Below are 14,440 nucleotides of genomic sequence, written 5' to 3'. Positions count from 1 at the left end.
ATCAGTCGTGATCAGTTGTGGGGCCCTGGGTCACGGCCCGTGAATGGTGACGCCTGGCTCAGGCGGCCGGCCGCGCCTTCCACTTGCGGCCGATCGCCTTCACCAGGGACGGCGTCACGAAGACGCGCCGGAAGGGCAGGATGACGGGCATGTAGACCTTGCCCAGGGTGCCCTTCTTCTTGACCAGCACGGCCATCTGCGCGTGGTGCCTGCCGTTGCCGTCGTCCACCCAGCCGATGTGCATCACGGCGTGGACGGTCTTGTTGACGACCTCGGTCGCCCACTCGTCGTGGGCCTGGTACACCGACTTCATCGGCACGGTCCGCAGGTCGGGGCCGCGTGACCCATCGCGCAGGTCGTCCGGCAGCCGGTCCCGCAGGGAGGGGTTGCGCGGCCCGACGCCGTGCTTCTCCTCGTCCCACTTGAGGAGGGCGCCGAGCTTCCAGCGGATCGCGAACAGCGCCTTGTAGGCGGGCGACGGGTTGAAGTCGGTGCCGTCGCTGCTGAACTGCTTGACCAGGAGGGCCAGGTCGTCGGGGCCACCCGGGGTGTCCAGGTCCCAGACGTCCTCGATCTCGAAGTCCTTGATGAACTCGTGGATCCTCCACGGCCGCTCGGTGAACGCCGTGTTCGGCAGCCTCATGCAAACTCCATCTCTCGGGTACGGACGGTACGGACACGGTTACTGACGCGGCCAAACTATCCGGGTGGCCGTCGGCCGCGGAGAGCCTGCTCCGGCTCCCGCGGCCGGCGCACCGGTGCGGCGGTGTTGTGGTGTGACTGTGTTGCGGTGTGCCCGTGTTGCGGGCCTCAGGCCTGTGCCCGTGTTGCGGGCCTCAGGCCGTGGTCGCCGCGGCCGTCACCTTGCGCGGGCGGAACACCATGCGGGCACCGTCGCGCGGGATGTTCACGACCGTGCGGCTGTGCGCGGACACCGGCTCCGCCTCGACGCGTTCGACGTCGCAGGTCGTCAGAATCTCGGTGAGCGTGGCCTTCAGTTCCATGAGCGCGATCCGGTCGCCGAGGCAGCGGGTGTGGCCGCCGCCGAACGGGATCCAGGTGTGCGAGGCCGGCTTGACCCCGAGGAAGCGCTCCGGCTTGAACTCGTCGGGCTCCGGGTAGTTGTGCTCGTCCCGGTTCAGCAGGTAGGCGCTGGCCCACAGGCGGTCGCCGGGCTGGTAGCGCACGCCGCCCAGTTCGACCGGCTTGACGACCTCGCGGGGGACGATCTGCTGGATGGGCGGGCCGAGCCGCAGCACCTCGTGGACCACGGCCGTGAGGTACTTGTCGCTGGTGCCCTCCTCGATCTCCTCGCGCAGCCGGTCGATCACGCGGGGGGTGCGGGTGAGGAACTCCAACGCCCAGCAGATGGCGGAGGCGGTGGTCTCCGTGCCGGCCAGGAACTGCGTCATGATCTCGTCGCGCATCTCGGTGCGGCTCGGCGTGGAGCCGTCCTTCTCGACGATGCCGAGCATCACGCCCAGCAGGTCGTCGCCGGTGGCGCCGGACTTCTCGCGCTCCTCGATGGCCGCGTCCACCATGGCGTGGACGCGTTCGCGGCGGGTGAGGAACTCGTTGACGCCGTTGGGCCGGAACAGCCGCGACATCCGCAGCTTCCAGGCGGGCAGCATGTGGAGCGGCCGCATCGTCGCCGGGCGGGAGTTGAACTCCAGCATCTTCGTCACCTCGGCGAACATCGCGTCCTCGTTGGAGGGCCGGTGCTCGCCGAAGAGGACTTCGAGGATGACCTTGGTGGTGTAGCGGTGCGCGAAGGGGTGGACGGTCACGGTCTCGTTGCGCGGCCAGGAGGCGACCTCGTGCTTGGCGAGCCGGATGACCTCCTTCTCGACCCGCTTCAGCGCCTCGCCGCGGAAGCTCGGCATGACGCTGCGCCGCCGGGAGGTGTGCTCCTCCTCGTCCAGCCAGGCGAGACCGTTCTGGCCTGTCCACTTCTCGATGGGGGTGTTGCTGGAACCGGTGTGCAGGACGTCCCGCGGCGCGAGGAACATCTGCTTCACGTCCTCCGGCGCGGATATCACGTACAGCGGCACGCCGGGGATGATCGTCACTCGGAAGCGGCTGCCGTAGGTGGCGCGGCACTTCTTCAGGTAGGGCTCCGGGCGGGCCCAGATGCTCAGCACCTGCTTCAGCCGGGCCATGTCCACCACGGGCAGCGCGGTGGAGGGGATGACCTCCCGCGGGGCTGCCGCGGTGTGGTCGACCGGGCACGTGCCCCCGGACGTGGCCGCCGCGTCGTGAGCGTTGCTGGAGTGGTCCATTGTGTCCTTGCTTCCTTGTCTCGTTGCCGCTTGGGTCACGTGCTCTGCTGTGCTGTCCGTGCGCGCCGGGCCGTCGGCTGCGGGCGCGCCGCTCATTCCTCGATCCACCTTTCGATGGCGTCGGCGGTGTCGGGGGCGGCGGCCTCGATCAGGGCGAAGTGGTCGGCCGCGACCTCCACGTGGTCATCGGTGTCCTCCCACCGCCGGTCGTCGGGCGCCGTGCCGCCTAGGGGTTCGGACGCCCGGATCATGAGGGTCCGGGCGGCGACGGGCGCCGTCCGCGCGCCGGTGAACAGGCGCAGGTAGGCGCCCATGGACAGCCAGCTCGCGTCGTCGATGGAGATCTCGCGCCGCTCCTGGGTGAGGATCCCGGCGAGCAGTCCGGCGAACGCGTCACCGGCCCCGTCCTCGTCGTCGAAGTCGCCGTCGAGTGCCAGCGTGTCGATCATCGCGACGCCGGCGAGCGCCGCACCGGAGGCCTCCAGGCGTTCGGCGAGCGAACGGGCCACGGCGCCGCCCATGGAGTAGCCGACCAGTACGAACGGCGCGTCGCCGACGGCCGCGCGGATCGCGTCGCCGAGGAGCTCCAGGGCGATGTCCCGGGACTGCGGGGCCTGTTCGGTACCGAAGCCCGGCAGGGTGCACACGTGCACGTCCCGCACGCCGTCGAAGCGGTCGGCCAGCCGCATGAACTGCTCCTGGCCGGAGCCGACGACGTACACGTACGACGGCACGCAGACGATCTTCACGCGGCCGGGTCCGGAGGCCAGTTGCGCGAGCCGCCCGTCGGTGTCGGGCAGTTCGGCGGCCGACGAGAACACCGGCCGCTCGCCGGCGGCGTCCACCAGGTGCCGCAGCGCCTGCGGCATCGTGCCGGACTCGGCGGCCTGCCGCAGCCGCAGGCTGATCGTCTCGGCGGCGGGTGCGGGCGCCCCGGCGTCCGGCGCGCCCGAGCCGACCTGCTTGAGCAGCTGCCGGGCGATCTCCGCCGGGGTGGGGTGCTCGAACACGAACGAGACGGGCAGCCGCAGGCCGGTGGCCTGCGAGAGCCGGTTGCGCAGTCCGACGGCACTCATCGAGTCCATGCCTAGTTCCTTGAACTTGCGCTCGGCGTCGATCTGTTCGTCGGGGCTGTGGCCGAGTACGGCCGAGACGTGCGCCTTGACCAGGTCGAGCACGACGCGTTCGCGGTCCGCGTCCGAGACGCCGGTGAGGCGCTGCGCGAGCGAACCGCCGCCGGTCTCGGGCTTGGCGGGCAGCCGGACCAGGCCGCGCAGCAGCGCCGGCAGGGTCCGTTCGCGGGCCTGCGTGCGCAGGGCCGCCGAGTCGAGCTGCACCGGCGCGAGCAGCGGGGCGTACGCGGCGAGGGCCTGGTCGAACAGCTCCAGGGCGCGCTCGACGGGCAGATGGGCCGTGCCGGGAGACACGGTCTCGCCCGCCCACGGGCCCCAGGCCAGCGCGCTGCCGGTGAGTCCGGCGGCGCGGCGGGCCCGCACCAGCGCCTGGCCGGCGGCGTCGACGGCCGGGTGCTCGGCCCGGCCGCCGCCGAGGGAGGCGAAGGAGGAGAACACGACGAACGCGGCGAGACCGGCCTGTTCGGTCAGCGTGTGCAGCCGCCGGGCCAGTTCGAGCCCGTCGTACCCGCCGCCCGTGTGGACGACGGCGGTGAGCGGCCGGTCCAGGGACCCGACCAGGGCGGCCAGTCCGTCCGGGTCGCAGTCCTCGACGCGGGCACGGGCGCCCAGGTCGGCCAGTTCCGCGACGAGTTCGTCCGCCGCGGTGCCGGGCTCGGCGAGCAGCAGCAGATCGCGGACGCCGTGGCGGGCGGCCAGGTGCCGGGCCAGGGCCGCGCCCCGAGGAGTCGCGCCGCCGGTGATCAGCACCGTGCCGTCGGCGTCCAGTGCCGTCGGCCGGCCGGCGGAACCGGCCGGGACCAGGGCGAGCCGGGGTGCGCGGACCTGTCCGGGGCGGACGGCGAGCTGCGGCTCGTCGAGTCCGAGCAGCGCGCCCCACTCCGGTTCGGTGTCGTCGGCCACGTCCACGACGAGGAACCGGCCCGGGTGTTCGGCCTGCGCGGCGAGCATGACGCCCCGCACGGCCGCCTGCGCCGGGTCGGGGACCTCTGCGCCGTCGACGGCCACGGCGCGGCGGGTCGCCACGACGAGGACGGCCTCGCCGGACGGACCGTCGTCCAGCCAGCGCCGTACGAGGGCGGAGGCCTCGTCGGCCGCCGCGCGCACCGCCGCCGGATCGTCCCCGGCGGGCGAGCCGAGCAGGGTGAGGACGGCCTGGGGTGCCGCGGCGCCGGCGGCCACGGCCCCGGTGAGGGCGGCCAGGTCGGCGTACCGGTCCGCCGCGTCCGCGGGGATGTCGCCCAGCGCGGCCAGCCGCACCGGGTTGGCCGCGCCGGCCGGTACCGGGGTCCACTCCACGCGGTACAGCGAGCTCTGGCCGCGCCGCAGTTCCTCCAGGTGAGCCGGATCGGCCTCCTGGAAGGCGACGCGGTCCACGCCGAGCACGAGGGAGCCGTCCTCGGCGTAGACGTCCAGCCGCAGCGTGTCGCCGTCGACGGCGACCCGTGCCCGGCCGTGCCCGGCGCCCGGCGTGGCAAGCCGTACCCCGGACCAGGAGACGGGCAGCTTCGGCGCTCCCTGCTCGGCGAAGCCCAACAGCCCGGTGTGCAGGGCGGCTTCGAACAGCGCCGGGTGGATGCCGAAGCCGGCGGCGCCGACGTCCTCGGGCACGGCGAGTTCGGCGTACACCTCGTTTCCGGAGCGCCAGGCCGCCCGCACGCCTCGCAGCGCGGGGCCGCAGTCGAGGCCGAGGTCGGCCAGCGTGGCGTACAGGCCGTCCACCGGCACCGGCTCGGCGCCGACGGGCGGCCAGGCGCCGGCCAGGCCGACGGCGGGCTCGGTGTCCGGCGCGAGCCGGCCCGTGCAGTGCCGGGTCGACTCGGCGTAGTGGTCGCCGTCCGGGCGCGAGTGGATGGACACCGTGCGGGTGCCGTCCGCGCCGGGGGCGCCGACGATCGCCTGGATCTGCAGGGCCGCGCCGTCGGACAGCAGCAGCGGCGCCTCGAACATCATCTCGTCGAGCAGCGGCGTGCCGAGGCCGCGGCCTGCGGCCAACGCCAGTTCGGCCAGCGTCGAGTTGGGGGCGACGGGCAGGCCGAAGGCGGCATGGTCGCGCAGCCAGGGCTGCGTCTCGTGGGACAGCCGGCCGGTGAGCACCCACTCGTCCCGGTCGGCGAGTTGCATGCCCGCCGTGAGCACCGGGTGCTCAACGCGGCCGAGACCGGAGGCGCCGGGGTCGCCGGCGGCGGGGCGCGCGCTCGGCCAGTACCGCTTGCGCTGGAAGGCGTACGTCGGCAGCGGGACCTGCCGGGCGCCGGTGTCGGCGAAGCAGGCGGCCCAGTCGACCCGCACGCCCGCGACGTGCGCCTCGGCGAGGGACAGCAGGAACCGCTTCGTACCGCCCTGCTCGCGCCGCAGCGAGCCGACGACGCCGATCCGGCCGGCGCCGACGGCGGCGACGGTCTCCTCCATCGCGACGCCCAGCACCGGGTGCGGGGACATCTCCAGGAAGCAGCCCGTGCCGTTCTCGACGAGCGCGCGGATCGCGGGCTCGAAGCCGACCGGGTTGCGCAGGTTGGCGTACCAGTAGGCGGCGTCCATGGTCGCGGTGTCGATGAACTCGCCGAGCGCCGTGGAGTACAGCGGGACGTTCCCGGTGCGCGGCTCGACCGGGGCGAACGCCTCCAGCATCTCGTCGCGGGCCACTTCGACGTGCGGCGAGTGCGAGGCGAAGGTGGCCGGGACCTTCTTGGCCCGGATGTCCTCGCGCTCGCAGTGCTCGACCAGCGCGTCGATCGACGCCAGGTCACCGGCGACGATCACCGCGGCGGGTCCGTTCACGGCGGCCACGGTGACGTTCTCCCCGTACGGCGCGATCAGTTGCTCGACCCGTTCCAGCGGCAGGGCGAGCGAGGCGAGGCAGCTGCCGCCCATGAGCCGGTCGCGGGCGATGCGGCTGCGCAGGGCGATGATCCGGGCCGCGTCCCGCAGCGGAAGACCGCCGGCGACGTACGCCGCGGCGACCTCGCCCTGCGAGTGCCCGACGACGGCGGACGGCTCGACGCCGTACGACCGCCAGAGCGCGGCCAGGCTCACCATGACGGCGAACAGGACGGGCTGTACGACGTCGACGCGGTCCAGGGACGGCGCGCCGGGAGCCCCGCGCAGCACGTCCTCCAGACGCCAGTCGACGAACTCGGCCAGCGCCGCTCCGCAGGTGGCGAGTTCGGCGGCGAACACCGGGGAGGAGTCAAGGAGTTCGACCGCCATACCTTCCCACTGGGCGCCCTGGCCGGGGAACACGAACACGGGCTTCGCGGTGCCGGCGGGGCGGCCGAGGGCCGTCTGCTCGGTGACGTCGCCGACGGCGAACGCGGCGAGTTCGGCGATCAGTTCGTCCCGGCCGGCGGTCACGAGCACCGCGTGGTGGTCGAGCCGGGCCCGGGTGGTCAGCTGGGAGTACCCGAGGTCGGGCACGGACAGCTCCGGGGTCTGAAGCAGGTGCCGGCGCAGGCGCTCGGCCTGGGCGCGCAGGGCGGTCTCGGTGCGCGCGGACAGCAGCACCGGCGTGGCGGGGGACGGGGCCACGGTGTTGTCGCGGTCCGCGGCCGGGGTGTCTGCGGGTGAGGTGTCGACGGGTGAGGTTTCGGTGGCGGGGGCCTCGGCGGGCGAGGTGTCGGCGGGCGCCTCCTCGACGATGATGTGCGCGTTGGTGCCGCTCACACCGAACGAGGAGACACCGGCCCGGCGGGGCCGGCCATGGCTGGTCCACTCCCGCGCCTCTGTCAGCAGCTCGACCTCGCCGGACCGCCAGTCGATGTGCGGGGACGGGGCGTCCACGTGCAGGGTCTTCGGAAGCACCCCGTTGCGCATCGCCATCACCATCTTGATGACGCCCGCGACGCCGGAGGCACCCGAGGTGTGGCCGATGTTGGACTTGACCGAGCCGAGCCACAGCGGCTCGCTCTCCCGCTCCTGGCCGTACGTCGCGAGCACGGCCTGCGCCTCGATGGGGTCGCCGAGGACGGTGCCGGTGCCGTGCCCCTCGACGGCGTCCACCTCGGCCGGCGAGAGACCGGCGTTGGCGAGCGCCTGACGGATCACGCGTTCCTGCGCCGGACCGCTGGGCGCGGTCAGGCCGTTGCTGGCGCCGTCCTGGTTGATGGCGGTGCCACGGACCAGTCCCAGGATGCGCCGCCCGTTGCGCCGGGCGTCGGACAGCCGCTCCAGGACGACCAGGCCGAGGCCGTCGGCGAAGCCCGTGCCGTCGGCGGATGCCGCGTAGGCGCGGCAGCGGCCGTCCGGGGAGTTGGCGCCCTGCCGGCTGAACTCGGTCATGGTGACCGGTGTCGTCATGAAGGTGACGCCGCCGGCCAGCGCGAGCGAGCACTCGCCGCTGCGCAGGGCCTGCGCCGCGAGGTGCATGGCGACGCCGGAGGACGAGCAGGCCGTCTCCACGGACACCGCGGGGCCCTCCAGGCCGAGGGTGTAGGCGATGCGGCCGGAGGCGACGCTCGACATGGTGCCGGTGACGCGGTAGCCCTCGTACTCGGTGGGCACGATGTGGCTGTAGTCGGAGCCGGTGATGCCGACGAAGACGCCGGCGTCGGTGCCGCGCAGGGACGTCGGGTCGATCCCGGCGTGCTCCAGGGTCTCCCAGGACGTCTCCAGCAGCAGGCGCTGCTGCGGGTCCATGGCCATGGCCTCGCGCGGGCTGATGCCGAAGAACTCGGCGTCGAAGTCGCCCATGCCGGGGATGAATCCGCCGCCGCGCGCGTAGGTCGTGCCGGTCTGCTCGCGGTCCTCGCTGTAGAGGTTTTCCAGGTCCCAGCCGCGGTCGGTGGGCATGGGGCCGATCACGTCGCGGCCGTCGGCCACGAGCTGCCACAGGTCCTCGGCGGAGGTGACGCCGCCGGGGTAGCGGCAGCCGATGCCGACGATGGCGAGCGGCTCGTCCACGGCGCCGCGCCGCTTCCGCGCGGCGGGCAGGGCGGCGTCGGCGGTGCCGTCGACCTGTGACAGCAGCAGCCGCGCGACGGCCAGCGGGGTGGGGTGGTCGAACACGACGGTGGCGGGCAGCGGCACGCCGGTGCCGCGCGAGAGCCGGTTGCGCAGTTCGACGGCGCTGACGGAGTCGAAGCCGAGTTCCTTGAAGGCGCGTTCGCCGTCCACCTCGTCGGCGGAGTCGTGGCCGAGCACGGACGCGATCTGCGCCCGCACCAGTTCGAGGACCACACTCTCCCGCTCGGCCTCCGGCACCTCGGCGAGCCGCCGGGCGAGGGAGCCTCCGGACGCGGCGCGCCGGGCGGGCACGCGGACCAGGCCGCGCAGTACGGCGGGCAGCAGTCCGGCCCTGGCCTGCTCGCGCAGGACGGCCGGGTCCAGGTCGACCGGGGCGAGCAGCGCCTCGCCGGCGGCGACGGCACGGTCGAACAGGTCGAGGGCGGACTCGGTGGCCAGCGGGACGATGCCGGTCTGCGCGACGAGTTCGGGGTCGGCCGCGGCGGCGCTGCCGTCGCCGTCCGCCCAGAAGCCCCAGGCGAGCGCGGCGCCGGGGAGCCCGGCCGCGCGGCGTTCGCCCGCGATCGCCGCCAGGGCCGCGTCGGCGGCGGAGGCGGCGGCCTGGCCGGGGATGCCGACGAGGCCGGCGAAGGAGGAGAACATCACGAACGCGGCGAGGTCCGCGTCGGCGGTCAGCTCGTGCAGATGCCGGGCCGTGTCGGCCGTGTCCCTCAGCACCGTCTCCAGGCGCTCGTCGGACAGCGTCTCGATCAGGCCCGCGTCGGACACGCCGGCGGCGTGCACGACCGCGGTCGGCGGATGCTCCAAGGAGCCGAGCAGCGTGGCCAGTTGGTCCCGGTCGGTGACGTCGCACGGCGCGACGAGGACCTCCGCGGGGAGGGAGCCGGGGGCTGCCGCGTCGCGGGGCAGGGCCAGGACGACGTGGCGGGCGCCGTGCCGGGTGGCGAGGTGCTCGGCGAACCGGGCGCCGAGGGCGCCGGTGACGAGCACGGTGCCGTCGGGATCGAGGGGCTTCGCCCCGTCCGGCGCCCCGCCGGTCGCCCGGGCCAGCCGGGGAGCGAACACCTTGCCGTCTCGCACGGCGAGCTGCGGCTCGTCCAGGCCGAGCAGCGCACCCCACTCGGGGCTGCCGTTGGCATCCGCGTCCAGGTCGATGAGGAGGAAACGGCCCGGGCGTTCGGCCTGCGCGGCGCGTACGACGCCCCACACGGCGGCCTGCGCGGAGTCGGGAGCCTTGTCCCCGACGGCCACCGCGCGGCGCGTGACGACGACGAGCGTGGCCTCGCCCAGGGGGCCGCCGGCCGGCCACTGCCGTACCAGCGACACAGCCCGCGCGGCGGCCTCGCGCACCGCCTCGGGTGTCTCCCCGTCGGATGTGTCGAGCGCGGCGAGTACCGCCTGCGGTACGGGCGCGCCGTCCGCGACGGCCCGCTCCAGTGCGGCCGGGTCGGTGTGCCGTTCGGCCACCCCGGCGAACTCGCCGAGCGCCGCCGTCCGCACCGGCCTGGCCGCGCCGACGGTGAGCGGTGTCCAGTCCAGCCGGAGCAGCGCGTTCTGCCCGCTCCGCCGCTGTCCGAGCCGGGCCTGGTCGGCGGCGCGTACCACGATCTGGTCGGCGTGCGCGACGGGCACGCCCTCGGCGTCGAAGACGTCCAGCCGCAGGACGCCCTCGCCGACGGTGGTGATGCGGACGCGGGCCTGGGCGACCTTGTCGCCGGCCACGCTCACGCCCGACCAGGACGCAGCCGCCGGTGCCGCGACGGCGCCCGGCCGGTGGGCGGTGTGCAGCACGGACTCCAGCAGGGCGGGGTGGATCGCGTAGCCGCCGGGTTCCATGCCGTCGGGCAGGGCGAGTTCGGCGTACACCTCGCCGCCGAAGGTCCACGCCGACTGGGCGCACTGGAGGAGCGCGCCGCAGTCGAGGCTGAGTTCGGAGAGCGCGGTGTAGAGGGCGTCCACCGAGACGGGTTCGGCGCCGGCGGGCGGCCACTCGGCGAGGCGGCCGGACGGGGGTTCGGCGCCCGGGGCGATGCGTCCGCGCGCGTGGCGGACGGCGTCGGCGGACCGCTCCTCGCCGAGGTCGGACCGGGAGTAGACCGCCACCTCGCGGCGGCCCTCGGCGTCGGCCTCGCCGATCGTGACCTGCACCCGCAGGGCGGTGTCGTCGTCCAGGACCGGCGGGGCTTCGAGGTTCAGCTCCTCGACGAGGTCGCAGCCCACGTGCCGGCCCGCGGACAGCACCAGTTCCAGCAGCGCGGCGCCGGGAAGGGCGACCGTGCCGAACAGGGCGTGGTCGCGGGTCCAGGGCTGGCTCTGGTGGGAGACGCGACCGGTGAAGAGCCATTCGTCGCGGTCGCCGACCTGCACGGCCGCGGCCAGGACGGGGTGCTCGACGCGGCCCAGGCCGACCGCGGAGGCGTCGGCGAGTCCGGTGGCGTCGAGCCAGTAGTGCTTGTGCTGGAAGGCGTAGGTGGGCAGCGGGACGCGCCGCGCGCCGGTGTCGGCGTAGCAGGCGGCCCAGTCGACCTTCACGCCTGCGGCGTGTGCCTCGCCCAGCGAGAGCATGAAGCGGGCGAGGCCGCCCTCGTCGCGGCGCAGGGAGCCAACGACGCCGACGCGGTGGTCGGTGCCGTGGCCTGCGACGGTCTCCTCCACGGCCATGGCGAGCACCGGGTGCGGGGACATCTCCAGGAAGCAGCCGGCGCCGTTGTCGACGAGCGCGCGGATGGCGGGCTCGAACCCGACGGGGCTGCGCAGGTTGGTGTACCAGTACCCGGCGTCCATCGAGGCGGTGTCGATGAAACCACCCGTGACCGTGGAGTAGAACGGCACACGCCCGCTCATCGGCTCCACCGGCCCGAGTGCCTCCAGCAGACCGGCCTCGATCACCTCGACCTGCGCGGAATGCGACGCGTAGTCCACCTTGACACGCCGCGCCCGGACACCGTCCCGCTCACAGACGGCCAACACCTCATCCAGCGCACCCGGATCACCGGCGATGATCACCGCCGCCGGACCGTTCACCGCGGCGACCGACACCCGGCCCGCATACGGGGAGAGCAGTGCCTCGACCCGGTCCACCGGCAGCGCGACGGACATCATGCCGCCCCGCCCGGCCAGCCGGTCACGCACCAACCGGCTGCGCACGGCCACGACCCGGGCCGCATCCCGCAGCGACAGACCGCCCGCGACATACGCGGCAGCTATCTCACCCTGCGAGTGCCCGACCACGGCAGACGGCTCGACACCGTACGACCGCCACAGCGCCGCCAGACTCACCATCACCGCGAACAACGCGGGCTGCACGACGTCCACCCGCTCGAAGGTCGGCGCGTCCGGCGCGCCACGCAGCACGTCCTCCAGCTTCCAGTCCACAAACTCGCCCAGTGCCTCACCGCACGCGGCGATCTCCGCCGCGAACACCGGCGAGGAGTCGAGCAGTTCGACCGCCATGCCCACCCACTGCGCCCCCTGGCCCGGGAACACGAACACCGGCTTGGCGCCGGGTGCGGCGCGGCCCTCGACGACCACCGGCGACGGCTCGCCTACGGCCAGGGCGGCGAGCCCGTCGAGCAGTTCGTCGCGGTCGGCCGCGGCCACGACGCCGCGGTGCTCCAGGTGGGCGCGCGTGGTGGCCGCGGCGAATCCGAGGTCGGCCAGGGGCAGTCCGGGGTGGGCGAGGGCGTGGCCGCGGAGCCGGTCGGCCTGGGCCCGCATCGCCGCCGCCGTACGGCCGGACACCGTCACGGGGACCGCCGGCATGGGGCGCGCGTCGGAGGGCTCGGCGGGCTCCTCGGCAGGGGCCTCCTCGACGATGATGTGCGCGTTGGTGCCGCTCACGCCGAACGACGACACGGCGGCGCGACGGGGTTTGTCCCCCGCGCGCCACTCCCGCGCCTCGGTCAGCAGCCGGACCTCGCCGGACTCCCAGTCGATGTGCGGGGACGGCTCGTCCACGTGCAGGGTCGGCGGCAGCGTCTCGTGGCGCAGCGCCATCACCATCTTGATGACGCCGGCCACGCCCGCGGCCAGGGAGGTGTGGCCGATGTTCGACTTGATCGACCCGAGCCACAGCGGATCGCCGTCGCGCTCCCGGCCGTACGTCGCGAGCAGGGCCTGTGCCTCGATGGGGTCGCCGAGGACGGTGCCGGTGCCGTGGCCCTCGACGGCGTCGACGTCGGCCGGGGTCAGGCCTGCGTTGGTGAGCGCCTGCCGGATGACCCGCTCCTGGGAGGGGCCGTTGGGGGCGGTGAGGCCGTTGCTGGCGCCGTCCTGGTTGACGGCGGTGCCGCGGATCAAGCCGAGGATGCGGCGTCCGTTGCGCTTGGCGTCGGACAGCCGCTCCAGGACGACCAGGCCTAGGCCGTCGGAGAAGCCGGTGCCGTTGGCGGAGGCCGCGTAGGCACGGCAGCGGCCGTCGGGCGACACGGCCTGCTGGCGGCTGAACTCGGCCAGCAGGAACGGTCCTGACATGACGGTCACACCGCCGACGAGGGCCATGGAGCACTCGCCGGCGCGCAGCGCCTGCGTGGCCATGTGCAGGGCGACCGCGGAGGAGGAGCAGGCGGTGTCGACGGACACCGCGGGCCCCTCCAGGCCGAACAGGTAGGAGATGCGGCCCGAGGACACGCTGGCCGCTCCGCCGGTCAGCTGGAAGCCCTCGATCTGCGGCAGGCTGCCCGCGGGCACCGTGCAGTAGTCGCTGGTGCCGACGCCGCAGAAGACGCCGGTGTCGCTGCCGCGAAGTGTCGTCGGGTCGATGCCGGCGTCCTCGAAGGCCTCCCAGGACGCCTCAAGGAGCAGCCGCTGCTGCGGGTCCATGGCGAGGGCCTCGCGCGGGCTGATGCCGAAGAACTCGGCGTCGAACTCGGCGATGCGGTCCAGGAAGCCGCCGCCGCTGGTGGACACGGCGCCGGGCCGGCGCAGGCTCGGGTCGTAGAGCCGCTCCAGGTCCCAGCCGCGGTCGGCGGGGAGCCCGGAGATGGCGTCGCGCCCGGACGCGACGAGCTCCCACAGCTCGTCGGGCGAGGTGACGCCGCCGGGGTAGCGGCAGCTCATGCCGACGATCGCCAGGGGTTCGCCGGCCTGCGCGAGCAGCCGCTTGTTGAGCTGACGGAGCCGGTCGGTCTCCTTGAGGGATTTCCTGAGCGCCTCGACGAGCTGATTCTGATCGGTGGCCATGTCTATTCCTTCGTCTCCGGGCTCAGTGCGACGAGCGGCTCGGGGCTCAGTGCGACGAGCGTCCGAGGGCTCAGGGCGGCGAGGGCGTTCTCGGCCGGGGTCATGCGAGGTCCTCCTGGGCCATCCGGATCAGGGCGTCGGCGTCCATGTCGTCGAACGAGGCGGTGTCGCCCTCGTCGGTCTCCGGCTCCGGCGGGTCGTTGTCGGCCAGCTCGCGCAGGGTGTCGAGCAGTCCGGCCTTGCGGAGCCGGTCAATGGGGATCGACGTGAGCAGCGCGCGGATCTCGTCCTGCTCGGACCGCGGCCGGCCTGCGGAGTCCGGTACGAGTTCCGGCAGCAGGTAGCGGGCGACGGCCGCCGGGCTGGGGTGGTCGAAGACGACGGTGGCGGCCAGGCGCACTCCGGTGACCTGGCTGAGCCGGTTGCGCAGTTCGACGGCGCTCAGCGAGTCGAAGCCGAGGTCCTTGAAGGCGCGTTCGGGGTCCACGGACGCCGCCGAGGCATGTCCGAGCACGCCCGCGACCTGCGCCTGGACCAGTTCGAGCACGATCCGCTCGCGCTCCGCCTCCGGCGCCCCGGCCAGCCGCTGGGCCAGCGCCGCCGCGCCCGGGTCGGCGGCCCGCGCCGGGGTGCGCACCAGGCCGCGCAGCAGCGGCGGGAGCAGCCCGGAGCGTGCCTGGGCGCGCAGGGCCGCCGTCTCCAGCAGCACGGGGGCCACCACGGCGGCGTCCACGTCCAGCGCCTGGTCGAACAGGGCGAGTCCGGTCTCGGCGGTGAGCGCGCTCATGCCCATCCGTTCCAGGCGGGCCAGTTCGGCCTCGCCCAGCTGGGCGGCCATGCCCGCGGCCTCCGACCACAGGCCCCAGGCCAGCGAGGTCGCGGGCA

General features: G+C 74.2%; 4 protein-coding genes. All 4 read right to left on the bottom strand.

All coding sequences use genetic code 11. The annotated features are described in order from the left end of the window. Window positions 1-58: 58 nt before the first annotated feature. Complete coding sequence (locus tag GAS53_RS31520) at window positions 59-643, bottom strand: DUF2867 domain-containing protein (RefSeq protein WP_151481140.1); 585 nt, start codon at window positions 641-643, stop codon at window positions 59-61. Window positions 644-836: 193 nt separating this feature from the next. Beyond that, the gene (locus GAS53_RS31515) at window positions 837-2,279 is read right to left on the bottom strand and encodes a cytochrome P450 (RefSeq protein WP_192583357.1); all 1,443 of its coding nucleotides are present in this window, start codon (window positions 2,277-2,279) and stop codon (window positions 837-839) included. A 92-nt stretch (window positions 2,280-2,371) separates the two neighbouring features. Next, window positions 2,372-13,555, bottom strand: coding sequence for a type I polyketide synthase (locus tag GAS53_RS56665; RefSeq protein WP_225859202.1), 11,184 nt, complete (start codon window positions 13,553-13,555; stop codon window positions 2,372-2,374). 100 nt (window positions 13,556-13,655) lie between these two features. Next, window positions 13,656-14,440 (bottom strand): acyl carrier protein (locus GAS53_RS31470; RefSeq protein WP_225859201.1); only part of this gene is annotated, 785 nt, incomplete at its 5' end.

Source organism: Streptomyces albicerus, from assembly GCF_008905045.1.
GTDB lineage: Bacteria > Actinomycetota > Actinomycetes > Streptomycetales > Streptomycetaceae > Streptomyces > Streptomyces albicerus.
Note: the sequence above shows the minus strand (reverse complement) of the source record. Positions and strands in the feature narration are given on the sequence as shown.